Here is a 26,230-nt window from a genome sequence, read left to right as displayed (position 1 = left end):
TAAGTACAGGGGCTGTTTAGAATAATTCGTCAATAAAAAAAATCTATTCAACGAAATTTTCCTGCCATTGAAACACACCTTTTTCAACAGTTCAAACCGACAACTCAGCTAAACTTTTCCACGTTTGTAATTTTCAACACGTACTTTTGTTTGGGATGAAAATTGTGGTATCCAAATATTTCAGCAAACCACAGGTGTCAATAACTTGTTATTAAACGCTCATAACTCATAAAACAATCAAAAGCAACAACACTTATGAACACATTTCACAGCCTAATAACTACAAGAAAGGTTTTTTCAAATTTCCTTCTTTTAAGTTGTATGCTGTGGATGAATAAAACCCAGGCTCAGGAAGGAGTCTTTGAGCAGTTCTTCCATCCCAACGGAAATGTTTCCAGTGAGGGCATGATGATAGATGGTAAGCCTGATGGTTTTTGGAAAACATACTATCCAGATGGCACGATTAAATCCAAGGGCAAAAGAACCAACTTTGAGCTGGACAGCACATGGGTTTTTTTCAACCATGAGGGTATCAAAACGAGTGCTATCAAATACAGCGAAGGGAAACGGCACGGTGAAACAATCTGGTATGACCCCGAGGGTAATGTTAAAGAAGTAGCTCAATACGAACGCGACGTCAGGCAGGGGGAAACACTGTTTTTTTACGAAACCGGAGAAGTGCGAAAAAAAGTGGATTTTGACGCTGGAAAAGAGCAGGGGCCTGCTTTTGAGTATGGAAAGGACGGTAGAATCATCACCCTAATCAGGTATGAAAACGGTTTCGTTACCCGGCAGGAAACTATTAACAGATACGATACTGAAGGTCGCAAAACAGGGCGATGGGTAGATTACCATCCCAATGGCAATATTGCCGTAGATGGCACCTACACCAATGGCCTGAGACATGGTATTTTTAAGACATTCGACAGAAGAAGCAACTTGTTATCGCTCGAAAAATACGAGAACGGAATGTTGGTTGAGGATGCAGATGAAGTAAAAGTTCTTGATATACAGAACACATACTATCCCGATGGAAGCATTCGCTCAACAGGTGGTTACAACAAGGAAGGAAGAAAAGAAGGTATTCACAGGATTTATGATAGCGGTGGGGACATTATAGATGGCGTAATGTACAGCAACGATGTTAAAATAGGAAAAGGTATTGTAGACAGGGCGGGTTATTACCAGGGGTACTGGACCCACTACTATCCGGATGGGGAAATAAAGTCTGAGGGCAGTTATGTGGATTCAAAACGCGATGGTGATTGGGTTTTTTACTACCCATCAGGACAGATTCTGCAAAAAGGTTCTTATATAGAGGGAGAGCCGCACAAACAGTGGATTTGGTACTACGAAAATGGATCGGTACTGCGGAAAGAGTATTACCGCAGGGGCTACGAGGACGGAGAATCGGTAGAATACAATGCAGAGGGAGAAGTAATTACCGAAGGTGAATACTCCAACGGCAGCAAAGAAGGGGAGTGGTATTACAAATTGGGAGAACATGAAGCACGGGGTAGTTATTTGGATGGTGAGCGTCACGGCGTGTGGAAATACCTTTACTTTGATGGCAAAACAAGGTTTGAAGGAGAATATGCCATGGGGTTGGAAACAGGAAGACACCGTCACTTTTTTCCGAATGGGCAGCTGAAGCAGGAAGGAAAGTACAAAAGCGGATTGCGTGTGGGTACCTGGAAAACGTTTAACGAAGAAGGAATGCTGCAACTCACGATAAAATACCGCAACGGGTTGGAATACAAGATAAACGGAACCAAAGTCCAAAAGGGTGATGCAGAGGGACTGCTTGAAGGCGGAGATATTGAAAACTGATGTGAAATGATCAGTCTAAGCCACAACGATATCATCAGCCATTGGAAAAAGGCCAATATTCCTGTGGCATTGTTGGATTGTGCCCGGCAAACAGTCATATGGATTTCTGAAAGTGCTGCTTTTCTTCTTACCGAGAAAGGCGATATTGAAAAATCTAAAAGGCTGATAAATATTCAGTTTTGTAAAGGAAAGTCCTTTTCATCAATCAAAGAGGAAATTGAAAAACAGGGAATGACCTTGCGGCAGGCAAAGGCAGATTGTAATGCACTTGCCAGCGAATTGCAAGTTGCTTTCACGCCTCTCCATTCCGAACAAGGGTTAATTGTAGCTCAATTTCATGCTGTTATACCCGGAACTCCTTACTTCAACGTTCCTCTCTCTCAATTGGGGTGGATGGATTTTTTACCCGATGGTGTTATTGTACACGAAAAAGGACGGATAGTGCTTATCAATGATTCTACGGCGTGGTTGATGGGATTGGAATCAAAAGCTGAAGTGGTAGGAAGACAATTTCAAGCCCTGTTTCCTGAGAACGTTAGAGAAACGATGAAATTGCGCCTCGAGGAATGGAAAAAAGGAAAATTACCCGAAGTACACGAGTTTTCGATGATTGATCCGGATGGTGAAACCATTTATCTTGAAGAACGGACGGTACATGTGAATGTGGGGGGCAGAAAATTTCAGCTCACAATTTTGAGCAACCTTTCTAAGCGCAAGCATTGGATTCATGAACGCATGCGTGCTCAACTGGCAGAAGAAATTAATCAGATTCTAAAGCACGAGATAAGAGAGCACAAAGTGACCCAGCGCGAACTGGAAGCGTCGCGTAACTTTAATGAAGCAGTGATTGAGAGCTCGATGGATATGATTATTGCCGAAGACGAAAACGGCAAAATAAGTGTGTTCAATAAAGCGGCAGAGAAACAATTTGGCTACAAGCGCTCAGATGTTTTGGGTACCACAACTGAAATGCTTTTTGCTGACAAACTTGAATACAGAAGAGTGCGTAAAACCCTGGCCGGGCAAAAAAGCATAGCCATGGAGGTTCGCAACAAGCGAAAAAGCGGTGAAGTTTTTATAGCCTTCCTTTCAGCTTCACGTCTGCATTCTAAAGATGGAAAATACCTCGGATCCATGGGTGTATCGCGCGATATCAGCAAGGAAAAGGAAGCTGCCGAGAACCTGCGTTACCGCGAAGAACTCTATCGCGACCTATTTGATAACATGTCGGATGCCTATCTGATGATTGATCCTAAAGGCAACTTAAAGTACTGGAATAAAGCAGCACTAAAGCTTCTGGCTGCAAAATCATCTCAAGCAGAAAATTTGAATCTGCTGCAAATGGTAAAACGCGGTCAGCGAAAAACAGTGCGCGAACAACGCGAAGCATATCTTAACAAAGGGTTGTCTATCAATAACCTTGAATTTGAGTTGGTGGACCACAAGGGCAAAACCAGATTTGTACAGGTCAATTCATCACCGGTATTTGAAAAAGGTGTTTATATGGGCTCCAGAGAGCTTATACTGGACATAACAGACAAAAAAATTGCACAGGCCGAGGCAGAAGCACAAGCAGCAAAAATTCGTTCTATCTTTCAAAGCAGCCATTATCTGATTTGGTCGCAGGATTTAAAAGGAAGAGTGACTTCCTATAACAACAGGTTTGCCGCGGTAGTAAAAAAACTTACAGGGCAGGAGTTGCGATATGGAGAGGTTTTTAACGGACTCGGCAGTCAAATGAGTAAAACTGAAAGAGCTTTTTGGAAAGGTAAGTACCACGATTGTGCTTCATCAGGCGAATCACAGCAATTTGAATGTCATTTTCTGGATAACGACAAGAAGCAAGAATGGTATGACGTCTTTCTCAACCCGATTCGGAACGAAAAAAATGAGGTGGTAGAATTGAGTGGCATTGCCCATTCGGTAACCTACAAGAAGCAGGCTGAAGTAAAAATTAAGGAGCAAACGGCTAAAATAGGGTCCATTTTCAACTCTTCGGCCATGATGATATGGACCCTCGACCACAAGTTCAGGGTCACATCATACAATACCAATTTCGGGCTTTTAATGCACAAGAACCTAGGTCTTGAAATTCATATTGGCGATAATTTCATGGAGAAAATCAAACCCTATGTGAGAAAGGATTTGCAAGCCGGCATGAAACAGCTTTATGGCGAAGCACTGGCAGGTAAATCCAATCGCTTTGAAGGAATGTTGAAAATTAACAAAAAGGAAACCTTTTACATTGAGACCTTTCTCAATCCCATCAGGAAAGAGGACGGTACAGTAAGCGAGTTATCGTGCATGGCCCATGAGATTACCGATAAAAAGCGCATTGAAAAGCAAATGCGCGAGTCCTTGCACGAAAAGGAAATACTGCTTCAGGAAGTGCATCACAGGGTAAAGAACAATCTGCAGGTTATTTCAAGCATTCTCAACCTCCAGTCATCGTACGTAAAAGACGAGAACACGCTGAGCATACTGAGGGAAAGCCAGAATCGTATCAAGTCAATGTCCTTTATCCACGAAAGCCTATACCAAACCAGCGACTTCAGCTCCATTGATTTCTCTGATTACATCATGAGCCTGACCAAGAACCTGGTTCATTCTTACAGTGTTGGTCAACAACTCCTTCAGCTCAAGACCAATTTCGAAAGGGTTTTTCTAAACCTTGATCAGGCAATACCTTGCGGGCTTATTGTTAATGAGCTGGTTTCTAATGCATTGAAATATGCATTTCCTAATGGACAGAAAGGGATTCTCAAACTTTCAATCCGCGAAGAGAACGGCAAGGTGAAACTGGGGGTGAGTGATAACGGGGTGGGTGTAACAGAAGATTTTAACTTTGAAGATACAGATACGCTCGGACTGCAGTTGGTTTTTACGCTTATTGAGCAGCTGGACGGAGAGGTAAGCTTCCGTTCAAAGCCGGGCGAGGGAACGGAATATTTCATTACATTTGAAAAAGTAAACGAACGAACACTGAGCCATGGCTAAGACAAACGTATTGGTGGTTGAGGACGAAAGCATCGTGTCAAAAGACATTCAACAGAGCCTCAAAAAACTGGGATATAATGTAGTAGGAGCTGCATCTACGGGCGAGAAGGCCATTGAGCTTGCCCGTGAAAACATGCCTGATATTGTTTTGATGGACATCATGCTGAAAGGCGACATGAACGGTATAGAAGCAGCAGACCAGATCCGGGGCGAGCTAAATATCCCGGTAATCTATCTCACTGCCTACGCTGACGAAGGAACCCTCGCGAGGGCTAAAGTAACCGAACCGTGCGGGTATATCATCAAGCCATTCAAGGAAATTGATATTCACACGTCTATTGAGATGGCCATCTATAAGCACAAGCGGGAAAGCGAAGTGCGGAAAGAGCGCGACATGCTCTACTCTATCGTGGAGAACAAAGACAGCAAGGACTTTATTTTTGTGAAATCCAACTCTCGACTGGTAAAACTCAGAACCGAAGACATTTACTTTGTGGAAGCCCTAAAAGACTACGTGGTTATCAACGCACTCAATTCTCGCTATACCATTCACTCCACGATGAAGGATATCGAGAAAAAACTCCCATCGGAAGACTTTGTGCGCGTGCATCGCTCATTTATCGTGCGGCTGGACAAAATTGCGGCCATTGAGCAACCCAACCTGATTCTGGAAAACGATAAAAAAGTGATTCCAATCGGGGGGTCATACAAAGACGAGTTAAATAACCGCATCAACCTCGTGTAGAGGTTTAGGGAACCCACTCAAAATCCAATTGCAGATTAATCAGGTCGCCGCGCACTACACGAATGGTGACCGTATCGCCAATTTCGAATACCGTTTTGGTTCGCTTACCCACAACACGGTAGCGCTCCTCATCAAAAACGAAATAATCGCCTTCCATTTGTTGAAGGTTCATCATTCCTTCGCAGGCGTTGTCGTTGAGCACCACAAAAATCCCCCAGCTGGTGAGGCCCGAAACAATACCCTCGAAAACCTCTCCAACGCGCTCCATCATAAACTCTACCTGCTTGTACTTGATTGACATCCTTTCGGCTTCGGAAGCTTTTCTTTCTTGCAGCGAGCAATGCCGGCACGACGATTCCAGTGTGTCCTGATCCGGACCCGACTCACCTTGTAGCACGCGCTCCAGCACGCGATGCACCATCACATCAGGATACCGGCGAATGGGTGAAGTAAAGTGGGTGTAAAACTGAAAGCCCAAACCGTAATGTCCGATGTTTTGGGTGCTATACACGGCTTTGGCCATGCTTCGGATAGCCATGTGGCGAAGCAGGTTCTCTTCGGGTTTACCGGCTACATTCCTCAGTAGTTCGGTAATGGCAAAAGCGGCACTTTTATTTTTAGCGGCTTTCATTTCGTGACCGAAGCGTTGGGCAAATGCCCGGAGTTCGGTGAGCTTGTCTTCGTCCGGCTCGTTGTGCACGCGGTACACAAAAGGAATGGGGTTGTCAGGTTTACGCTGACTTACAAACATGGCCACACGCTGATTGGCAAGCAACATAAAGTCTTCAATCAGCCGATTGGTGTCTTGTAGCTTTTTCTCCCGCACACCAATGGGTTTACCGTTGTCGTCAAGGTCAAAGCGTACTTCACTACCACCAAATTCTATGGCCCCGAATGCGGTTCGGGCCTTGCGCATAATCTTGCTCAAACCCAAAAGGGTATTCAACTCTTTGAGGTAGGGCCCTTTTTGAGCGTCAATTACCTCCTGGGCAGCTTCGTAGGTAAAACGGTGGTCTGAACGGATAACCGTGCGTCCAAACCACTCAGTCTTGATGGCTGCGTTCTCATCTAAATCAAAAACTGCAGAAAAGCACAACTTTTCCTCCTCGGGTCTCAGCGAGCAAACAAGGTTGCTCAAAACCTCCGGTAACATAGGCACTACTCTATCAACCAAGTACACTGAAGTAGCACGTTGGTACGCTTCATTGTCGAGCACATCGCCGGGTTGCACGTAATGCGAGACATCGGCAATGTGGATACCCACCCGAACAACGCCGTTTTTGAGGAACTCTACCGAAAGCGCATCGTCAAAATCCTTCGCATCTACAGGGTCAATGGTGAAAGTGGTGGCTTTTCTGAAGTCGCGGCGGCGCTTGATTTCGGCAGGAGTTATCTGAGTATCCACTTTGTCGGCAGCCTCCTGAACAGAAGCCTTAAAGTCCATGGGCAACCCGAATTCTGCCATGATGGCGTGCATTTCTACCTCGTGATCACCGGGATTACCCAAAACGGCCACAACTTTTCCAACCGGGTTTTCCGATTCATCAGGCCAGCCGGTCATTTCAACAATGACTTTTTGTCCGTTTCGGGCTCCACCAATATTGCTGCGCAGCACAAAGATATCAACGTGAATGCGCTGGTTAGACGGCACCACAAAAGCGTACCGCTCGCTTATTTGAATTACTCCCACAAATGTAGTGCTGGCCCGCTGAAGCACTTTCACAATGCGGCCGGAAGGCTGACCCGATCGTTTTCCTTTCAGAACAACCGCCACGGTATCACCATCAAAGGCCGTTCCCATGTCTTTGGGATTAATCACCACATCTTCCTCTCCCTGCTCGGTGAGTAAATATCCTACGCCGCGCCGGGTTACCTGCAAAACACCGGTAAGTTCGCCAGGGGTAAAATCAACCAGGCGATACTTACCCCGGCTGGTCACGTCCAGTAAATCACTGTACAGCATTTTCTCGAGGGTCCGCTGAAGCACGCCCTTTGCGGGCTTGTGTAAGCCCATGCTGGCCAGTAACTGCTTGTAATTCATGGGGCGGTTTTCTTCCCGCTTAAAGGCAGCAATGACAGCCACCGACAAATCCTGCCCGGCTGATTTTCCTGGTGATCCTTTCTTTTCCTGGCCTGATTTTTTCTTCTTGCGCGACATGATTTTTAAACGGAACACCGACAGGTTTGTTAGTAGGCAGATAAAACCTAACTTTGAATTCGCTAAAACTAAGAACAATTATGCTATCCAAAAAAATAGAAAAGGCGCTTAACAGGCAGGTAGAGGTAGAAGCAGACAGCTCACAGTTTTACCTTTCAATGGCTTCATGGGCAGAAACCCAGGGCTTCAATGGCACTGCTAAATTTCTCTACACACAGTCTGACGAAGAACGCATGCACATGCTCAAACTGGTGCGATTTATCAATGAACGTGGGGGGCACGCTATTGTGCCTGCCCTCAAGCAGCCACCAGCTAAATTCAAAAGCCTGGGTGATATTTTTGAATCTTTGTTAGGTCATGAGATCAAGGTAACAGAAGAAATCAACGGCTTGGTTCACACCACCCTGGAAGAGAAGGACTATACCACCCACAACTTTTTGCAGTGGTATGTTTCTGAGCAGATTGAAGAGGAAGCACAGGCCCGAACCATCATGGATAAACTCAACATGATAGGAAATGATAAGGGAGGGCTGTACCTGTTTGATCGCGACCTGGAGAACATGCCTTCTGCGCACAGATAGACCAGCAAAATTTATTAGCAACGGGGCAAGTAAATGATGGCTCGGGGCTATTAAGATAACACCGTGGAAAACAAATATCCACGCAATGACCATTATAGGAAAGTAGCGTTAACTTTAACCCATGATGCGCGGTGTATCTTTTCTGAAGTGTTTGGCAGTACTGACTCTATTGTCGGTGGTGTTGGCTTTTGCGCCTACCACCGACCCTGAAGGACCTCGCTTTGATGAAAAGGATACTGCCGCCATCATCAAAGCCAGTTACATCTACAACTTTGCAAAGATGATAGATTGGCCCGATCATCTCAAAAAAGGCAACTTCATCATAGGTGTAATGGGGAGCTCCAGTATGTACCAGCAATTGGTTACTAAGTATAATGGTAAAACCATTGGTAGCCAGCCCATAGAAATTCGCAAAATTTCTAACACGCAGAACTTCACCACCTGCCACATTTTGTTTGTTGACAACGAATTCAGCTCATCTCTCGATGATGTAATTAGCTATGTGAATGGTACAAGCACCCTGCTCATTTCTCACCACAAGGGAGCCCTCACAAAGGGGGTTGCAATCAATTTTATTGTGGTTGACGATAATCTAAAGTTCGAATTGAGCGTTCCCAATGCAGAGCGAAACAACCTGTTTGTAGGCATGTCATTGAAAGGTCTCGCATTACATGTAGAAAACTGATGCGTATGAAAAAGCTCACATACAACCTGATCTTCTTCAGCACACTGTTGAGTGCGGCTCTGTTGACGGCACCCCTTGTGCAGGCCCAGCCCGCTACCACCATACAGGCTTACGAGGCTTATCAGCAAAAAGACTATGCTCGTGCGGCATCGCTCATTGATGCTGCTGTGGTTTCAGAAGAAGGTAAAGAGGAGGCCATGAGCTGGCACATCCGTGGCTTCGTATACAAAGACCTGTTCAATGAGGCTAAAAACGATGCTTTGCGGCACTCCCACAGGGAAAAAGCCATTGAATCCTACAAGCGCTCCATGGAACTGGATGCCGGCAATGCGTACGAAGAAAACAACTTGAAATCGCTGCGCTACCTTGCCTCTTCCCTTTACAATGATGCGGTGGTGGTAATGCGCGAACTCGACCCTAAAACCATTCATCGCTCTGAAGAGCTTTACGCAGCCTATAAAGACCTTCAACGCGCAATTGAACCGTCATTCAACTTTGAAGAGCGCGACATTACTTACTTTAAAGCCCTGGCAACCAGCAATAGAAAAATCTACGAGCAGGATCGCAACAAGCACAAAGAATTCCTGTTTAAAGCGCTGGATAATTACAAAGTTGTACTTGAGATTGACCCCGAAAACTATGGGGCGAATTACAACACTGCCATCAACCTGTACAACGAAGGCGCTTATGGTATTGAGCAAATTGATGCGGAGGCTCAAATACCAACTATTGTAAAGGTTCAGGCCGAAAGTGTGGAGTTGTTCCGTGAGGCGCTTCCCTTTATGCTTAAAGCACATGAACTTGACCCCAAGCGCAGAGAAACGCTCATCGCGTTGAGGGGAATCTACCTGAGCCTGAATAACAACGAGGAAGCGAACAAATACCGCGAAATGCTCAAGGACACCCAACAAACCAACAAATAATGAAGCCCCTGGCCTCCCCGGCATGAAATTTCGGTTTACCATAGGAGGCAAGCTATACACTGGCTTCGGGGTAATCATTCTCTGCATTTTGCTCGTGTTCCTTATTACCAACCAAACCCTTACAGATTCCCGCCGAATTAACGACCGCATCAATGAAGTGTACATTCCGTCGGTGCAGCAGCTGGAAAAATTGCGCTATGAAGTGATTCGCACCCGAATGCTCATTACCAACTGGGCCTTTGTGCAAAGCCGCGAAGACACCGAGGAAAAACGCACCCTGAAGCGTATTACCGAAGAGGATTTACCGGAGATCATTGCAGGCCTGAACAAAATAGCACTTGCATGGGATGAGAATGACGTTATCAAGAAGAACAGAATTACCAAATCGATTGATGAACTCCTTAAGCTCTACGAGATTGTTAAAAAGGAATTGCCGGATATGCGCAGCTACGACGAGGACTTTAATGTGTTCTATGCACGCGATCTGGCCGAAGAGGGCGGTGTAATTGACGAAAAGGCCAAAGAAATTCTTTTTGACCTCAATAACCTGATTATCAAAATCCGAAAAAGCGTGGATCGGGACAGCGCTGAGATGCACGCCGGGTTCGACCAGTTACAGGTGTACCTCCGGTCGTTTGGAATAGGGCTTTTTCTGGGGGGTATTCTTATTGCTCTTCTTACAGGAAGATCCATTGTGAGGCCCGTGCGCCAGCTTAAAACAGCACTGCTCTCTATGGGTAGGGGAGTGGTGCCCAAAGAGCCGGTTAAAATTACCCGCGATGAGATAGGAGAGATGGCGCAAGCACTCAATACGCTTATAGATAGCGTAAAACACACTACCGAATTTGCCGAGAAAGTGGGGCAGGGAAACTTTGATTACCCCTACCAACCGCTGAGCAACGAAGACAAACTGGGCGCAGCTTTGCTGAAAATGGCTCGCGAACTTGGCGACAATGAACGGAACCTCGAACGTCAGGTAAGAGAACGAACCCAGGAGGTGGTTGAAAAAAGCCACCAAATAGAAGAACTCTACCAGGATGTAACTGCCAGTATCCGTTCGGCCAAACGGCTGCAGGAAACCATCCTGCCGCCCATGCGCGAAATCAGCACAATGTTTCCGGACAGCTTTGTGTTTTACAAACCGCGCGATATCGTCAGTGGCGATTTTTATTGGTTCAGGCAATTGAAGAACAAACAACTTTTTGCAGTGGTTGACAGCACGGGGCACGGTGTACCAGGAGCATTTATGAGCCTTGTGGGATTCAATGGTTTAAATCAGGCGGTAAAGGATAACGAAGCAAACCTTACTCCACAGCGGATTCTGTCGTCGTTTCACCTCATAGCGCAGCAAAACCTGCACAAAACCAACGAGGAGAACAACGTAAGCGACAGCATGGATATGGCCCTGTGCGTGTTTGATACCCGAACACGTACGCTCGAGTACGCAGGGGCCAATATTCAACTCTACCTTGTGCGCAACGGTGCGCTTCAGGAACTGAAACCCAACAAATGCTCAATTGGAGGTATTGAACGCGACAACGTGGTTTTTGAGCAACACACAGTTCCGATGTTGCCGGGAGATAAGGTGTACCTCTTTTCCGATGGTTTTGTAGATCAGTTTGGCGGCCCAAAAGGGAGGAAGTTCATGTATAAGCAGTTCAGAAGCATGATACTGTCTGCCCATCACTTACCCATGGAAGAGCAGCAAAAGGAGTTCATGTTAAGGCTCGATACATGGATGGAGGGACACCCACAGGTAGATGATATCCTGATGGTGGGTGTGGGTTTTTAAGAATGCGTAATTTTACCTGTTGCTAAACGATAATGCACTACAAAGAAGCAGAAAACTGGGTGTTTGCCAAGCTTGCTCACGAGCTTGAGGATGTGTTGATTTACCATGATATCAAACACACTGCTGACGTGGTTCGCGCGGCTGACAGACTTTGCTACCTTGAAGGTGTTTCAAAGCACGACACAATCATGGTGCGCACCGCCGCCCTTTTTCACGACATTGGTTTTTGTGAGCAATACATGGACAACGAAGAGCTCGCCGCGGGTATAGCCTCAGAGATGTTGCCTCAATTCGGATACAGCCCGGAGGAAGTAGCCACCATTGGCCAGATGATTTTAGCCACTCGAGTCCCACACCACCCGTACAACAAGCTGGACGAAATAATTTGCGACGCAGACCTTGACTACCTCGGAAGAGACGACTTTCACCCAATAGCTGATAGCCTTAAGGTAGAGCTCATGCACTATGGCATCATAAAAACCGATAAACAGTGGGACGAAATACAAGTTAAGTTTTTCAACCTTCACCGCTACTTTACGCCGTCTGCCATCAGATTGAGGCAAGTTAAAAAGGCGGCTCATCTCCAGGAGATAAAGAGCCGCCTCAGTGCTTATTGAAACAACACTCCACAGCGGGCTGATTGCCTGGTAGAGTATAATTCAACGTGATAATTAACCGCCCATTGCGCGGAAAAACGTTTTGGAAATCGTGGTGCTGATGGGATTCACAATCAATACGGGTACCTGCGCATCGTTGGTGAGGATGCGCTGAACATAACCGCTGCCCAACATGCCCACAAGTGAGTTAGCTGCCAGGTTCATAATCGCAATCAGGTCAGCGTTGATTTCCTTGGCATACGCCACAATCCCTTCGTCAAAGTCGCCACTTTTTTCTTCGCTTACCTTGGTGGTAAACTCAATTCCCTCATCAGAGAAATACTGTTTGGCATAGTTGAGGTTGCGGTCAAGCTGGTTTTTCAGGAACTCATCATTCTCGCGCGGAATCATAAGGTGTACCCTGGACTTGAAGTATTTAGCCATCTGGGCCACAATGCTGAGCTTTTGTTTGGTTTCCTTGCTTAAGTCCAAAGGAACAATGATGTCGTCGTATCCGCTTTCTTTGATTTTGCTCTCTTGCACAACCACAAAAGGCGTTGAACTGCTTGTAATAACTTTCAACGCGTGGCTTCCGGTAATGAACTGCATACCGCGAAGCCCATGTGTGCCCATTAGAATCAATTCGGCTTCAAGCTCTTCAGCTACGTCTCCAATGTCTTCAAAGATTGTACCCACACGGATAACCGGTTTGATGCTGATTACGTGGTTGATTTCAGCGAAGCGCTCAATTAACATATTAAGCTTGGTGCGGCCCTCCTCCACATGCGATTTTTTAGGAACGATGTGAAGAAGCGCAATTTCTCCGCCAATGGTTTTGGCAACAGCGATGGCGTGCTCCAGCGCATTTTCTGCGATGGGTGTAAAGTCAGTAGGAACGATGATTGTTTTACTCATGGTCGTGATGGAAAGGTTTACCCGCCAAATATACATTTTTTTAACCCCAACCAAAGTCCCTTCCAAAACGGGCCCTTACCCATTTAATCACATTTCAGGCTTAACATAATTTTACAGTTTCTCAGGCAATTTCAGCAGGTTACGTTCGTTTTACTACTGAACTTTCAACGGAAAGTGGCGGCTTGGCCGCAAAAAGTGTTAAATACAACGTTGCTTCCGGTAGTTGGATAACAATGGCAGGGAGTTTGACGTTAGAAAGCAAACGTTCTTTTCATAACGGCTGTTGCATTCCACGAGGGCGCATTTGGTTAATAGTTTGGTTAATAGATTTGGTTAAATAGGTTGGTTCATTTATCACATCTACAAGCCCTCAGCAACAGTTTCAGCCCCGCAGGTTCTCAGCCTCGCGGGGCTTTTTTTGTACCTATGTCAGGGAATCAAGACCTTCACCACACCGTTTTGGTTTCCGCTCTGCCAGGTTGCCATGTACAAGCCTGACGCAAAATCACCCCTGCGTAAAATAAGGTTGTTGCTCTCCCCTTGCGTCATAACCAGCCGCCCCATCGAGTCAAACACCCACCAGGAAGCCAATCCGCTCTCTACAATGAGTTCATGCTCCGCCCCACGATTCAAGTGAATAACCCCAGTGTGGTATGCCTCCTGCACATTGAGGGCAGGAACTTCAAGCAGCACCATGTGCGCATTGATCCGCCCATGGCCTGTTTCTGCGCTCCAGGTGCCGTCAGGAGTATTGGTGTCGTAATTGTACCCGCCTATTTTTTCGCAACCACGACGCAATGCCGACTCCAATGACTGGCGGCTCAGGCCTGGGTCCAGTGAGAGCGCAAGCCCGGCCACACCGGCTACAATGGGGCACGCGGCAGAGGTTCCATTAAAGAAATGATAGTAGTTGCTGCTGTGGTACCCGTCAGCGCCTACCATATCGGTGGTGGAAATACGCACTCCCGGAGCCGATACATCCAGCCCGGGGCCGGTGTTGCCCTCCCAGTTTTCGCCGTCGCAAGAGGTCTGCGACTTTCGTTCATCACACATACTTGTAGCATTCACTGCAAAAGTGCCGGGCAAGCGAGACGGCCATATCGGTTCAACATCGGTATCACCGGTATTACCACTGCTAAATACCATGATAAGACCCAGCCCGTCGCGACCTTGATTCAACGCAGCGTCGATGGCTTCGTTTACCAGCAAATCCTGCCCCGGAAAGAGCGCCAGCATGTCATCTGTTAAGCCCCACGAGTTACTCGAAACATCAGCGTTGGCCACTTGCCACTGCCAGCTGATGCCATTCACAAAAGACTCAGCGTCTGAAAACGGAATGACCTGTCCAAATAATTCAACATAGGTAAACACACGTACGGGAATCAACATGCATTCAGGGCACACGCCGGCAACACCTTCACCATTGTCGGTTTCGGCGGCTGCGATTCCGGCACAAGCTGTTCCATGGCCATCGCTGGCAAATGACGGTACCGGGTACCCCTGGGTTTCTCCATCCATCGCGTCGTATCCCGGTAAAAGCTTATTGCTTAAGTCGGGGTGAAGTGTATCCACACCGCTGTCGAGAATAGCAATAGCAATATCAGCGTTACCAGTCGTGATTTCCCAGGCGAGTTCTACGTCAATATCAGCCCCAGGTGTTCCGTTTCCCTGGAGGGCGGTACCATTGTTTTTTAAGGACCACTGGCGGTGAAAGTGTGGGTCGTTCACGGAGCAGTCAGATACCGAAAAAATGACCCGCGGAACCACCAGCTTGAACAAGCCGCTGCGCTCCAGCTCCTGAGCTACCTCGTTGTGATTTACATACAACCCGGTTTCAATTTTCAGAATATGAGGCAGAAAAGCATTGGAAACAGGTGCTTTCAGGTTGAGGCGGTCACAAAGCGCTCGAGCACGCCCGGCATCAACGCCTTGATTGAGCACGGCAAACAACTCGCCTGTCTCTGCCCCAAATGTGTTTTCACCTTTCATGTAAAAGCCGCCAATGCTCTTGACACCAAAAACTACCAACAAGTCAGAGGAAGGCATCTCGTCGCCCCGAACCGCAAGCATTGAGTAAGGGTGTAGGTCTGCGAAATCCGTTAATCCCATTGCGTATGCCGCTTCTTTTCGCGAGTCAACAGTACTTTCCCGGTCAAAAACCAAGGTATAACCAGAATCTGTTTTCTGTGCATAAAGAACACTGAATGAGAAGGTAAATATCAGAACAAGATAGAGTCTCATGGCTACTGGGTTGATTGGCATGAATGTAGTTAAATTCCTATCAAAATCCCGATCATCCCAATTATCCTCGTAATGTGCCGCTCCAATAAAATATACTGGGGCACTTCAGGTGAAGCTGCGTAACTTGCGGGCTCATTCAGCATTCAATCCAACAATCGGAAATCAAATACATCACAATGAAAAGAATTAAATTTTTCAAAACACCCATTATTATGCTTTTAGCAGCATTTACCGGGCTGGTATCAGCCCAGGAAACACCACTACTGGATCGCGAACTGTTTTTCGGAAACCCTGAAATATCAGGAGGCCAACTCAGCCCCGACGGAAAATGGATTTCCTTTCTGAAAGAATACGATGGCATTATGAACATCTGGGTCAAAAAATTTGACGAGCCCTTTGACGCCGCCCGAGCCATTACCGATAGCAAGCGCCCCATGTACGGCTATTCATGGAGCATTGATGGTAAGTACATTCTTTTTGTTAAGGATAAAGACGGCGACGAAAACATGAACATTTTTGCCGTTGACCCGATGGCAAAAGCCGAAGAGGGAAAAGTGCCGGAGGCAAGAAACCTCACGCCACGCGAAGACGTTACAGCACAGATTTATCAGGCGAGCGACAAGAACCCCGACTTGTTCCTGATTGGATTGAACGACCGGGATAAAGCCTGGCACGACCTTTACTCGCTGAAAATCTCAACCGGCGAACTGGAACTGATCTACGAAAACAACGATCGCATCACTAGCTATGGTTTCGACTGGGACGACAACCTTCGGTTGCTTTACCGCACAGACGAGGCCGGAACCACCCAGATTCTCTATAAAAAAGGTGATGAGCTGGTGCCGGTGTACGAAACCCTGGTAACAGAGAGCGCCGGCGTATATGGCTGGAACGAGGACAACACCAAAATGTACCTCGTTACCAATAAGGGCGAGCTTGATTTGAGCACACTCTTTTTGATGGACCCCGAAACCGGTGACAAAAAACTTCTGGAAAGCGACCCCGAAGGCCGCGTGGATTTTGGCGGCATGCGTATGGATCGCAATACGCGCAAAATGGTATCTACCAGCTATGTGGACGATAAGCGCCGTACCTACTGGAAAGATGATACATGGAAAGAAAACTACGAGTTTCTGAAGTCCAAATTTCCGGGGCGAGAAGTGGGCTTTCAAAGCTCCACCCGCGATTACTCAAAGTTTCTGGTGTCCGTTTCGGGAGACAGGTACGCTTCTGAGTCGTGGTTTTTCGACACAGCGACCCGCGAGCTGATTCACCAGTACACCCCGCGTCCTGAACTAAAGAAGGTAGAAGAGCATTTGGCACCCATGAAGCCCATCCGCTACAAAAGCAGCGACGGACTCGAAATTCCGGGTTATCTGACCATACCGCAAGGAGTTGAGGCCAAAAACCTACCGGTGGTTATTCTTGTGCACGGAGGCCCAAAAGGCCCCCGCGATTACTGGGGATACAGCTCAATTGTGCAGTTTCTTGCCAACCGTGGCTACGCCGTAATGCAGCCCAATTTCCGGGCTAGCGGAGGTTATGGAAAGGCATTTATGAACGCAGGAGACATGCAGTGGGGCTTGCTGATGCAAGACGACATTACCTGGGGCGCTAAACACCTTATTGATGAGGGAATTGCCGACCCATCGCGCATCGCCATTATGGGTGGTAGTTACGGCGGTTACGCTACCCTCGCCGGACTGGCCTTCACACCCGACCTCTACGCTTGCGGGGTGGACATCGTAGGCCCCAGCAATATCTTCACCCTGCTCGAGAGCGTTCCTCCTTATTGGGAATCTGCCCGCGCTTACCTCCACGGAATGGTAGGTGACCCCAACACCCCAGAAGGGGAAAAGCGCATTCGCGAGGCGAGCCCTCTTTTTAGCGCCGACAAAATTGTGAAGCCATTGCTGATTATACAGGGAGCCAATGACCCGCGTGTGAAAAAAGCCGAGGCCGATCAGATTGCCATTGCCATGCGCGACCGCGGCAAACAGGTGAGCTACCTGCTGGCCGATGATGAGGGCCACGGCTTTGCTAAGCCTGTGAATAACATGGCGATGTTTGCCGAAATAGAGAAGTTTCTGGCCGGTATTCTCGGAGGGCGATACCAGGAAGATATGCCAGAGGATGTAGCCAAAAGGCTTGAAGAACTTCGCGTTGACATTTCCACAGTAACCTATGAGCCAAAAGCAGAGGTAAGCTCTGCCGATGCGCTTCCCGAGCTTAAAAGGGTTTTCAAGGAGGGCTCGTTTGAATACGACGTGAAAATGTCGGTTCAGGGTCAACAGCTTGACATGACCATGACCCGGGAGGTGGCTAAAAATGCCGACCAGTGGGTGGTGACCGATGTTTCGCGCGGCCCGATGGGAGAGAGCAAAGATGTGATGTCTTACCACGCGGATATGAGCCCTGGAGAGCGCGTCATTAACCAGGCCGGTCAAACTATCGTAATGATCTTTAACCCCGGAATAGTGGCTGTTAAAGCCATGGGGCAAGACATGGAAATTGTATACTCAGGTGCCTTTGTGAGCGATGGCGCGGGAATGGATAAAGTTCTGGCCGGACTGCCGCTCGACGCAGGGTACGCACTCACGTTCTCAATGCCCGACATGATGACCCTCAAGTCAAAGCAGGTAAACCTGAAAGTACATGATCGCGAAGAGGTAAATGGAGCTTCTTGCTGGAAGGTTACGGTGACAGCTGTAGACAACGAGGCCGACGTAACAACCTACTGGATCAACCCGGAGGCCGGACTGGCGGAAAAATACGAGCAGGTCATCCCGGCCATGGGTAACGCTGTGGTCACCACTGTGCGCAAAATTTAAGGCACCGTTTATTGATTGAGGCGTCACGGGTTCAGGAGCAACCCGTGACGCTCTTTTTTTGCTCAGGTGTCGAGCGCTACCTGCCATCCAAAATCGCGCTCCACAATGCCCTCTTTTTGAGCCTCGAGAAACTGAACAAACGCAGCAGCGGTTGGGGCGTGCTTTTTGCCCCGCGGCCACACAAGGCTCCAGGTAGTTTCCAGCGGTAAGCCTTTCATGGGTAAGATCCGCAGGTCACCATTCTGCAGTTCGTTTTTGATGCCAATCAACGGCATCACAGAGTAACCCAAACCTGCAATAACGGCCTGCTTTACCGCTTCGTTGGAGGTGAGCTCCAGCCTTTTGCGTTGTTTCACACCACACGACACAAGGAAACGCTCCATGGTAAGCCTTGTTCCCGACCCCTCCTCGCGGTAAATCAAGGGGTGTTGCTCAAGATCGGCCGGCTTTTTGGGTTGAGCAAGACCACGGTCATTCCGCCCACCAATAAGATATAGCTTATTGGGCAGCAAATCCAACCTCTCAAGACTGAGGTGCTCAGGTATAACAGATACAAGTGAGAAATCTACTTCGTTATGCTCAAGAGTTTCAACCACCTTGTACTTGTTGGTTACATCCATCGAAAGGTTGATAGACGGATGTTGATGGATAAAAGGAGCTAAAAAATAAGGCAACACGTACTTTCCTGTTGAAACTACCGAAATTCTCAGTCGACCCGAGAGCTTACCTTCAAAGCCTTCAGAACGATGGTTGATAGATTCCATCAGTTCCAATGCTTTGCCGGCAGCCAGACCAATTTCATAACCGAAAGGCGTAATGTGTATGCGCCGCGAAACAACCTCAAACAGGGGCTCCCGAAACTGCTCCTGCAACTTTTTTAGCTGCAGCGAAACAGCCGGCTGGGTGAGGTACATGGCTTCTGCTGTTTTTGTTACGCTTTTGGTTTCCAGTAACTTTAAAAAAAGTTGTAGCTGATGAAGAGTGTAGTTCATAAAGAAGGATAATGATATTTATCGCAAATATATATTATTATCTATGACTTAGGTTTCTGAAATTTGCACTCCAAAATCAAATCAATGTCTACAAGAATAACAGTTGCGCACGGTGATGGCATCGGTCCCGAAATCATGGCGGCCACACTCAAAATTTTGGAAAAGGCGGGCGCTGCGCTCACCATTGATGAAATAGAAATAGGTGAACGAGTCTACAAATCTGGTAATACATCAGGAATTGCTCCTGAAGCCTGGGATACCATTAGACAAAACAAGGTATTTCTGAAAGCACCCATTACCACCCCGCAGGGAGGCGGGTACAAAAGCCTGAACGTAACAACACGCAAAGCCCTGGGGCTGTTTGCAAACATTCGTCCTTGCCGAAGCCTGCATCCCTTTATACGCACCAACCACCCCAACATGGATGTAGTGATAGTGCGTGAGAATGAAGAAGACCTTTACGCAGGTATTGAGCACCGCCAAACCGACGAAGTGGTTCAGTGCCTCAAGCTTATAAGCCGCCCGGGCTGCGAGAAAATTATTCGATACGCCTTTGAATATGCCCAAAATGAGGGCCGCCGAAAGGTGTCATGCTTCAGCAAAGACAATATCATGAAGCAAACCGATGGTCTTTTTCACGAGGTCTTTCGTGAAATCGCCGGGGAGTACCCCGACATTGAAATCGACCACTGGATTATTGACATAGGAGCTGCTCGTTTGGCCGATACCCCGGAAATTTTTGATGTGATTGTTACCGCCAACCTTTATGGTGACATCATTTCTGACGTGGCAGCGCAGATTACGGGCTCAGTAGGACTTGGCGGGTCTGCCAATATTGGCGAGCAATGTGCTATGTTCGAGGCTATTCATGGCTCCGCTCCTCCCATTGCGGGGAAAGACGTAGCCAACCCCTCAGGCTTGCTGCACGGAGCCATTCAAATGCTCAGCCACATCGGGCAAGGGGATACTGGAGCAACAATACATAACGCCTGGCTTCGAACCATTGAAGATGGCGTGCACACAGAAGATATATTCCGTCACGGACTTAGCAAACAGCGGGTGGGCACCAAGGCTTTTGCAGAGGCTGTTATCGATAGGTTGGGCGAAGCACCCCAAACCCTCGAGCCTGTTTCAAAGGGTGCCGGAAAAGCCATTGTCATAAAGCCCTATCAGCGCAAACAACCGTTGAATAAAGAGCTCGTGGGGGTAGATGTTTTTGTACACTGGCCCGGCACAAACCCCGACGAACTGGGCGAATTGCTTAATGGTCTCAATGATTCGCAGTTGTCGCTGGCGATGATTACCAACCGTGGTATTAAGGTCTGGCCTGGAGGGTTTAGTGAAACCTTTTGTACCGACCACTGGCGATGCCGGTATCAACCACTGGCATCGGGTGCTGTCATTCAGCCAAAAGATATTATCAACCTCTTACAGCGAGCCGCCGATGCAGGTGTTGATGCCATCAAAACCGAAAACCTTTATCTGTTCGACGGGAAACAAGGCTTTTCCCTCGGCCAGGGACAGTAAACCACTAAAAATTAAAACGATGAACATAGAGCTTATCAATGGCACGTACCCCCGAAATGAAGGCGTTGAGCTAGTCCTTAGAATGATAGATGTGAAAATCAAATATCACGAGCAAAAAATAACGCGTGTGGACAATGAAGAAGATATCAAAATGCGCGAACAGCGAATAAAGCAGTTACAAAACGAAGCATCGCGTTTGCGTCAGGAATTAACCCAAAATGATGAACCTGTAAAATTGAAGGCCTCGGTACATCTTTTTTAAAACCCCCTGAATCATGAAAAACCTTGAAATACTTTTACTCAATGACTACTTTACACACCTCGAAGCCAAGGATGTTATCATTGCGTTGATAGATAAGAAAATTAACTTCTACAAGGCTAAAAACCTGTGTTATCAGGTACGCTATGAAGAGCCCGATCCGGTTATTCAGATCAAGTTGGCGCAACTTGAAGATGCGAGAATGGAGCTTCTGGAGTTGATTGAGGAAGCAAAGCGCAATCAGTCAGAGTTGCGCGTGGAAGCCGCTGTATGCATAGGCTCTTACCCCTCTGAAATGAAGAAACTTGCAATGGGTTAATCTGGCGTACCCCAAAATGTTTAGTGCATTCAGTGAAGGATAGCGGGGTGCTAATCTTCTTGTAAAACGAAATGTTCTCTGGCGGCAGGGCAGCGATTGATGCCATGGTGGGTCAGGTAAGGTATCCTGTAATGTTTTGTTGGGAGTGTTGTTTTCACCACCCCTGTAAATTCATAGGTTCATGATCTGCGCAAGAGAATAATTTGGCGGATACAATTTCCCTATCTTCGACCCCGTGGCAGAGAACCTCGCTCCCATCGGTATTTTCGACTCCGGAATCGGAGGGTTAACAGTAGCTGCTGCTATTCACAAGGCACTTCCAAATCGTCAACTTATTTATTTTGGCGACACAGCTCACCTGCCTTATGGTGACAAATCGCCCACAGCAATTAAGCACTACTCGCTGCGCATTACGCGCTTTTTAGCCGAGCAGGGTTGCGAAACGGTGGTGGTGGCCTGTAATACCGCCTCCAGCATAGCACGAAACGAAATTGCTGCTGCAGCCGGCCCCCAAATCAAGGTGTACAATGTGATTGACCCGGTGGCCGAACACGTAGCATCGAACTACATCAATTCAGGAATAGGCGTGATAGGAACCAAAGGAACCATCCGAACCCGAACCTATCCGCGGGTCATTCAGCGGCTTAATCCTACACTCACAGTCAAGTCGCTGGCCACCCCTTTGCTTGTGCCAATGATTGAAGAGGGTTTTTTCAACAATAACATCAGCCAGACCATCATCAACAATTACCTGGGCAGCAAACACCTGAAAGGTATATCGGCGCTAATTCTCGGTTGTACGCACTACCCGCTCATTCGCAAAGAGGTAGAGCGGTACTACAAGAGTGTCGGTGTGGACGTGCTCGATGCGGCCAGTATATTGGCATCTCAACTTAAAAACGACATTCACGAGGGTGAAACACACCCCGCAGAACACCACTTTTACGTTTCCGACTTCACAGACTCCTTTGAGAAAAGCACGCGCCTGTTTTTTGGCGAAAAGGTGCGACTTGAAACTGCCGACCTCTGGGCTACACTTTAGGGCTTAAACCAATCTGCATACATCACATAGTTGTTCGCAATGCGCTGAATTTCTCCTTCAAACAAGTGCTTATCCACTGATTTTACTTTTCGTGCAGGAACTCCGGCATACACCGATCCGCTTTCAACAACAGTGCCTTCCAGCACCACGGCTCCGGCGGCCACAATGCTCTTCGATTCTATCACCGCTCCGTCCATTACAATCGAGCCCATTCCAATCAACACGTTGTCGTGAATAGTGCAGCCATGAACCAATGCACGATGCCCGATTGAAACGTTGTTTCCGATTTGCGTGGGGGCTTTCTGATAGGTACAGTGAATTACCGCGCCGTCCTGAACGTTTACTTTGTGGCCCATTTTGATGTAATGTACATCGCCCCGAATTACAGCCTGAAACCAAACACTGCATTCGTTTCCCATTTCAACGTCGCCTACAATGGTTGCGTTTTCAGCCAGGTAGCAGTTGTCTCCAAAACGGGGCTCGAGGCCCCTTACCGGTTTAATGATCGCCATGGTCGTGAAAAGGCAAATCTGCTTTGCAGCAGTGGTGAAGGTTGTCGTAGTCCTTTTTGTCGGGAAGCACACCATCGGCAGCATAGCCCATTTTCAACAGAGCACTGCGCAAGGCTTCGGGGTCGGTTTTACTTTTACGGTAGGTTACGGAGACGGTGTTTTCACCGAGATTTACCGAGGCGTTTTTCACACCTTTCTCGAACGCAAAACCTTTTTCAATAGTAGCTACGCACATGTCGCACACGGCTGAAGTTTCTATTTGAAGAGTTGCGAACTTGTCGTCGTTGCCCTGCGCTACTGTGGCAATGCCGAAAGCAAACAGGAAGACAAAGGTTGTTAGGGTTTTCATGGTTTTTTGGGTTTTAAAATGTTGTTCTGAATCCAATGTAAACAATTGCACCCGCGATAGGGCCCCAGATCATGGATGCATCAAAAATGTCTCCAAAGGGGTTTTGCGGATCAATAATGGGGTTGGGCTGCCTGAAGTTGTTCAGGTTTTCTCCTCCCAGGTATATTTCGCCAAACTTAAAAGTGCGTGTAATTTGTCCGCTCAGCATAAAGAAGCTGGGTGAGGATGTTCTGCGCTGGTGCTCAACAGGGTTTTCGGCCGTAGAGGGAATGCGGGCAGAGCCAAACCAGTTGGTGGTAATATCAAACTTCCAGATGTCGTGGCGCGTGTTGTACGCAAGGTTAATCAGCGCGCGGTCCTGAGGAACAAACGGGCGGTCAATCAGGCCCTGAGAGCGGTAAGTGGTTTTCACCTCGTAGTGCTTGTAGGCGAGCTTTACCTCGAAGCGCTCAACAGGCTCAATAAGGAAGTCCACCTGAACTGCATGCGAATAAGACTGTCCATCCAAATTGTAGAAGATCAATTGCCGGGCACTTTCATCCATGTCAATAATCAGCTGGTTTTCGAAAAAGGTGTAGAAGTAGTCTATGTTTACGTGCCCCTCCATGCCAGCAAGGGTGAATTTTTGCAGGAATGATACGCCGGTATTCCACGACACTTCCGCCCGGGGTGTTTCCACCACCGTCACCTGCCTCGAACTCACCAACGGGCTGATGTTCTCAGCAAACAGCACCGGGCTTCTGAAGCCTCGTCCTCCGGAAAACCGGAGAACCGAAAGAGGCCCAAGGTTGTACTTGGTATGAAGCCGGGGGCTCACAATGGTTCCGAAAAGGTTGTGGAAATCTGCCCGCAATCCCGCTACCAGCGAGAACTTTTCATTGTGCGTCCAGGCGTACTCGGCAAAGGCTCCTGGAATGATCTCAGTACGGTTAAAAGTTGAGTCGGTAAACGACTCGCGATAATCGTCGCCACGAAAGCTTACACCTCCTTTCACAACGTGATCGGTGGTGCCAATCATGGTCTGGTAAATTCCGTTGAAATATGCACTGGTGTGAGCTGCCTGATAGTCGCGGAGACCAAAAAAGGCATCCTGCTCGTGGTAGGTGGCAGAAGCCTGTAAACCAATGCTTTTCCAGGGGGTTTCAGGAAACAAAAACCCCGACTTCCCAAAACCGCTGATAAGCCTTGTTCTCACCTGCATGCCGTACCACGGTTGATCAAGCCTGTTGGTTCTGGGGTCGAACTGTACTTGCCCCCCAAATTTGTCGTCGGTTAAAAAACGCACACCAAACACGCTTTCTCTTCTGGTGGATTGGTATTTCCAGCGGTTCAAGACTTGTATCTCATTGTCCATGGGCATATCCATGAAACCGTTGTCGTTGTTGTTGATACGCATTAAGCTGGTGCGGCCGTGTGCAAGCAGCATCGTGCTCCATTTATCATTGATTTTCTGCCGCAAATAACCATTCCCCTCAAGACGCCCCATGTGGTTGGCGTAAGCATTGAAGAAAGCGCGGCCCTGGTCGTGATTTTCCGGCTTCCAGTATTCCAGGTTGATCTGGCCGGTCATGGACTCGAAGCCGTTTACCACGGAGCCGGCACCTTTGGAAACCTGAATGGACTCAATCCAGGTGCCGGGAATGTACGTGAGCCCATAGGTTGATTGCAATCCGCGAATGAGCGGGATTCCCTCAAAGAGAATCTGGCTGTAGGTGCCGTCAAGCCCCAGCATCAGAATTTTGCGTGTGCCCGCCACAGCATCGTTTTCCACCACGTCGATGGAGGCATCGGTTTCAAAGCTTTCGCTGAGGTTACAACATGCGGCTTTTTGTAGGTGCTCACGACTCAGGTGAACCGTGTTTACGGTCTCCATCGTCGACATGCTTACCGCCTTTTGACGCGACACAACTTCGGCTTCGCGCAGGGTAACGGCGGCACTAAGGGTAACAGTTATGCTTTGACCCACATCATGAACCAGTATTGTGTCGTTTTGGAAACCCACATAACTCACCACGAGTCGTTCCGGGAGGTTGGCCGGCGCTGAAAGAGTAAAGCGGCCGGACTCATCGGTGGTTGTGCCCCCGCTTTGGTTGACCCAGTAAACACTTGCGCCGGGAAGCGGTGTGCTTTCATTGTCTTCCATACCGGACACTACACCCTGGATGTTACTTTGCCCGTGCATGGCAAGCGCAAAGCAGAGCGCCGGAAGAGAAGTCAGAATTTTTGAAATCATGATTTGTGAATTGAAAAGGTGAAAAAATGAGCGAGATGTGCCTGAGCGCTATGCGAGCACCCGGCAGAAATCACCTTTTCAAATCAGGAAAGTACACAGCCGTGCAAGACGACGGTTGTGCGGCAGGGGCGGAGCGCGGTCGGAGATGGCCCGGGGAGCGAGTTCATTGGCAACGGCAGGAGCCGGCACATGAATCATTACCGTTGGAATCCCAACACTTATAGATGGAGCGTCTTTGCCACCCACATCATAGCTGGAGAGCTGGAAAAGAATCTCATCAAAGTCGCAACAAACAGGAGATATGCTGTTTTCAGGCTGGCCGCCCCAATCCCAGGAGCAACAAAAATCCCTGTCGAGAGAGAAGCTGATCTTGCCACTGCTGGAACACGCCATTTTATGCAGCGTTAAGCCCGCAGAACCTCCCGCCAGAAGCAGAGAGAACATGCCTACAAACAGTATGTGCACCAGTTTTTGCATGATAAAATGTGCCCGGATGACAGAACAATTTCGGACTCGGAAAGGTAAAGTTACTTCCTTACCTTTGTCTTCACAAGAGATTTAACAACTTATTGACACCTGAAACGATGATTCCTACCAATGTATATGCAGAAATGACGCCCAATCCGCGAACCATGAAGTTTGTGGCAGACAGGCTACTTATAGAAGGAAACGCCGTGGCTGAATTTGCGTCGGCAGCTGAGGC

Annotated in this window: 22 protein-coding genes; 14 read left to right on the top strand and 8 right to left on the bottom strand. The window is 47.9% G+C overall.

The features are described 5' to 3' along the window. Window positions 1-255: 255 nt before the first annotated feature. The 3 genes from EA392_06880 to EA392_06870 are packed head-to-tail and all read left to right on the top strand — an operon-like array spanning window position 256 to window position 5,572. On the top strand, window positions 256-1,830 hold the full coding sequence (locus EA392_06880) for a hypothetical protein (protein ID TVR39320.1): 1,575 nt from the start codon (window positions 256-258) through the stop codon (window positions 1,828-1,830). 6 nt (window positions 1,831-1,836) lie between these two features. Then, window positions 1,837-4,827 carry a PAS domain S-box protein gene (locus tag EA392_06875; GenBank protein ID TVR39319.1) on the top strand — a complete coding sequence of 997 codons (2,991 nt, stop codon included), beginning with the start codon at window positions 1,837-1,839 and terminating at the stop codon, window positions 4,825-4,827. Beyond that, window positions 4,820-5,572, top strand: coding sequence for a DNA-binding response regulator (locus tag EA392_06870; protein ID TVR39318.1), 753 nt, complete (start codon window positions 4,820-4,822; stop codon window positions 5,570-5,572). Before EA392_06875 ends, EA392_06870 begins: the two co-directional genes overlap by 8 nt. 4 nt (window positions 5,573-5,576) lie before the next feature. Here the strand turns inward: EA392_06870 and rnr are convergent, their stop codons facing one another. Continuing rightward, window positions 5,577-7,748, bottom strand: coding sequence for a ribonuclease R (rnr, locus tag EA392_06865; protein TVR39317.1), 2,172 nt, complete (start codon window positions 7,746-7,748; stop codon window positions 5,577-5,579). Between the two features lie 62 nt (window positions 7,749-7,810). Between rnr and EA392_06860 the strand changes: the two genes are divergently transcribed. The 5 genes from EA392_06860 (at window position 7,811) to EA392_06840 (ending at window position 12,328) form a co-directional block, all read left to right on the top strand. Continuing rightward, on the top strand, window positions 7,811-8,311 hold the full coding sequence (locus tag EA392_06860) for a ferritin (GenBank protein TVR39316.1): 501 nt from the start codon (window positions 7,811-7,813) through the stop codon (window positions 8,309-8,311). A gap of 121 nt (window positions 8,312-8,432) precedes the next feature. Beyond that, window positions 8,433-8,996 (top strand): YfiR family protein, encoded by a 564-nt coding sequence (locus tag EA392_06855; protein TVR39315.1) that lies wholly within the window; start codon window positions 8,433-8,435, stop codon window positions 8,994-8,996. Then, window positions 8,996-9,919 (top strand): hypothetical protein, encoded by a 924-nt coding sequence (locus EA392_06850; protein TVR39314.1) that lies wholly within the window; start codon window positions 8,996-8,998, stop codon window positions 9,917-9,919. Before EA392_06855 ends, EA392_06850 begins: the two co-directional genes overlap by 1 nt. A gap of 22 nt (window positions 9,920-9,941) precedes the next feature. Beyond that, window positions 9,942-11,711, top strand: coding sequence for a HAMP domain-containing protein (locus tag EA392_06845; protein ID TVR39313.1), 1,770 nt, complete (start codon window positions 9,942-9,944; stop codon window positions 11,709-11,711). A 32-nt stretch (window positions 11,712-11,743) separates the two neighbouring features. Next, window positions 11,744-12,328, top strand: coding sequence for a phosphohydrolase (locus EA392_06840; protein ID TVR39312.1), 585 nt, complete (start codon window positions 11,744-11,746; stop codon window positions 12,326-12,328). A 54-nt stretch (window positions 12,329-12,382) separates the two neighbouring features. On the opposite strand, the gene EA392_06835 is transcribed toward EA392_06840, so the two are convergent. Together EA392_06835 and EA392_06830 are read right to left on the bottom strand one after the other, a co-directional pair. Next, window positions 12,383-13,258 carry a universal stress protein gene (locus tag EA392_06835; GenBank protein TVR39311.1) on the bottom strand — a complete coding sequence of 292 codons (876 nt, stop codon included), beginning with the start codon at window positions 13,256-13,258 and terminating at the stop codon, window positions 12,383-12,385. 393 nt (window positions 13,259-13,651) lie between these two features. After that, window positions 13,652-15,484, bottom strand: a complete 1,833-nt coding sequence (locus tag EA392_06830) for a hypothetical protein (protein TVR39310.1) — start codon at window positions 15,482-15,484, stop codon at window positions 13,652-13,654. 155 nt (window positions 15,485-15,639) lie between these two features. On the opposite strand from EA392_06830, the gene EA392_06825 reads away from it, so the two are divergent. Further along, on the top strand, window positions 15,640-18,294 hold the full coding sequence (locus EA392_06825) for a S9 family peptidase (GenBank protein ID TVR39309.1): 2,655 nt from the start codon (window positions 15,640-15,642) through the stop codon (window positions 18,292-18,294). Window positions 18,295-18,356: 62 nt separating this feature from the next. Here the strand turns inward: EA392_06825 and EA392_06820 are convergent, their stop codons facing one another. Further along, window positions 18,357-19,286 carry a LysR family transcriptional regulator gene (locus EA392_06820; GenBank protein ID TVR39308.1) on the bottom strand — a complete coding sequence of 310 codons (930 nt, stop codon included), beginning with the start codon at window positions 19,284-19,286 and terminating at the stop codon, window positions 18,357-18,359. An 84-nt stretch (window positions 19,287-19,370) separates the two neighbouring features. Here EA392_06820 and EA392_06815 point away from each other — a divergent pair, with 84 nt between their 5' ends. From EA392_06815 to murI, 4 genes are all read left to right on the top strand, one after another. Next, a complete protein-coding gene (locus tag EA392_06815) occupies window positions 19,371-20,813 on the top strand; it encodes an NADP-dependent isocitrate dehydrogenase (GenBank protein ID TVR39307.1) in 1,443 nt (480 codons plus the stop codon). A gap of 82 nt (window positions 20,814-20,895) precedes the next feature. Continuing rightward, complete coding sequence (locus EA392_06810; GenBank protein TVR39306.1) at window positions 20,896-21,075, top strand: hypothetical protein; 180 nt, start codon at window positions 20,896-20,898, stop codon at window positions 21,073-21,075. Window positions 21,076-21,088: 13 nt separating this feature from the next. Beyond that, window positions 21,089-21,391 carry a hypothetical protein gene (locus tag EA392_06805; GenBank protein TVR39305.1) on the top strand — a complete coding sequence of 101 codons (303 nt, stop codon included), beginning with the start codon at window positions 21,089-21,091 and terminating at the stop codon, window positions 21,389-21,391. A gap of 235 nt (window positions 21,392-21,626) precedes the next feature. After that, on the top strand, window positions 21,627-22,433 hold the full coding sequence (gene murI, locus EA392_06800) for a glutamate racemase (GenBank protein TVR39304.1): 807 nt from the start codon (window positions 21,627-21,629) through the stop codon (window positions 22,431-22,433). Here murI and EA392_06795 read toward each other — a convergent pair. The 4 genes from EA392_06795 to EA392_06780 all read right to left on the bottom strand — a co-directional run bounded on the left by EA392_06795 (window position 22,430) and on the right by EA392_06780 (window position 26,004). Beyond that, a complete protein-coding gene (locus EA392_06795; protein ID TVR39303.1) occupies window positions 22,430-22,945 on the bottom strand; it encodes a gamma carbonic anhydrase family protein in 516 nt (171 codons plus the stop codon). The genes murI and EA392_06795 overlap by 4 nt on opposite strands. Then, window positions 22,932-23,330, bottom strand: a complete 399-nt coding sequence (locus tag EA392_06790) for a heavy-metal-associated domain-containing protein (protein TVR39302.1) — start codon at window positions 23,328-23,330, stop codon at window positions 22,932-22,934. Before EA392_06790 ends, EA392_06795 begins: the two co-directional genes overlap by 14 nt. Beyond that, window positions 23,308-25,527: a TonB-dependent receptor gene (locus EA392_06785; GenBank protein ID TVR39301.1), complete on the bottom strand. Its 2,220-nt coding sequence runs from the start codon at window positions 25,525-25,527 to the stop codon at window positions 23,308-23,310. The genes EA392_06790 and EA392_06785 overlap by 23 nt, the downstream gene beginning before the upstream one ends. 78 nt (window positions 25,528-25,605) lie before the next feature. Further along, on the bottom strand, window positions 25,606-26,004 hold the full coding sequence (locus EA392_06780) for a hypothetical protein (GenBank protein TVR39300.1): 399 nt from the start codon (window positions 26,002-26,004) through the stop codon (window positions 25,606-25,608). Between the two features lie 92 nt (window positions 26,005-26,096). On the opposite strand from EA392_06780, the gene EA392_06775 reads away from it, so the two are divergent. Continuing rightward, a partial coding sequence (locus EA392_06775; GenBank protein ID TVR39299.1) for a NifU family protein occupies window positions 26,097-26,230 on the top strand: 134 nt, incomplete at its 3' end.

It is taken from the genome of Cryomorphaceae bacterium, from assembly GCA_007695365.1.
Taxonomy (GTDB): Bacteria; Bacteroidota; Bacteroidia; order Flavobacteriales_D; family SKUL01; genus SKUL01.
Note: the sequence above shows the minus strand (reverse complement) of the source record. Positions and strands in the feature narration are given on the sequence as shown.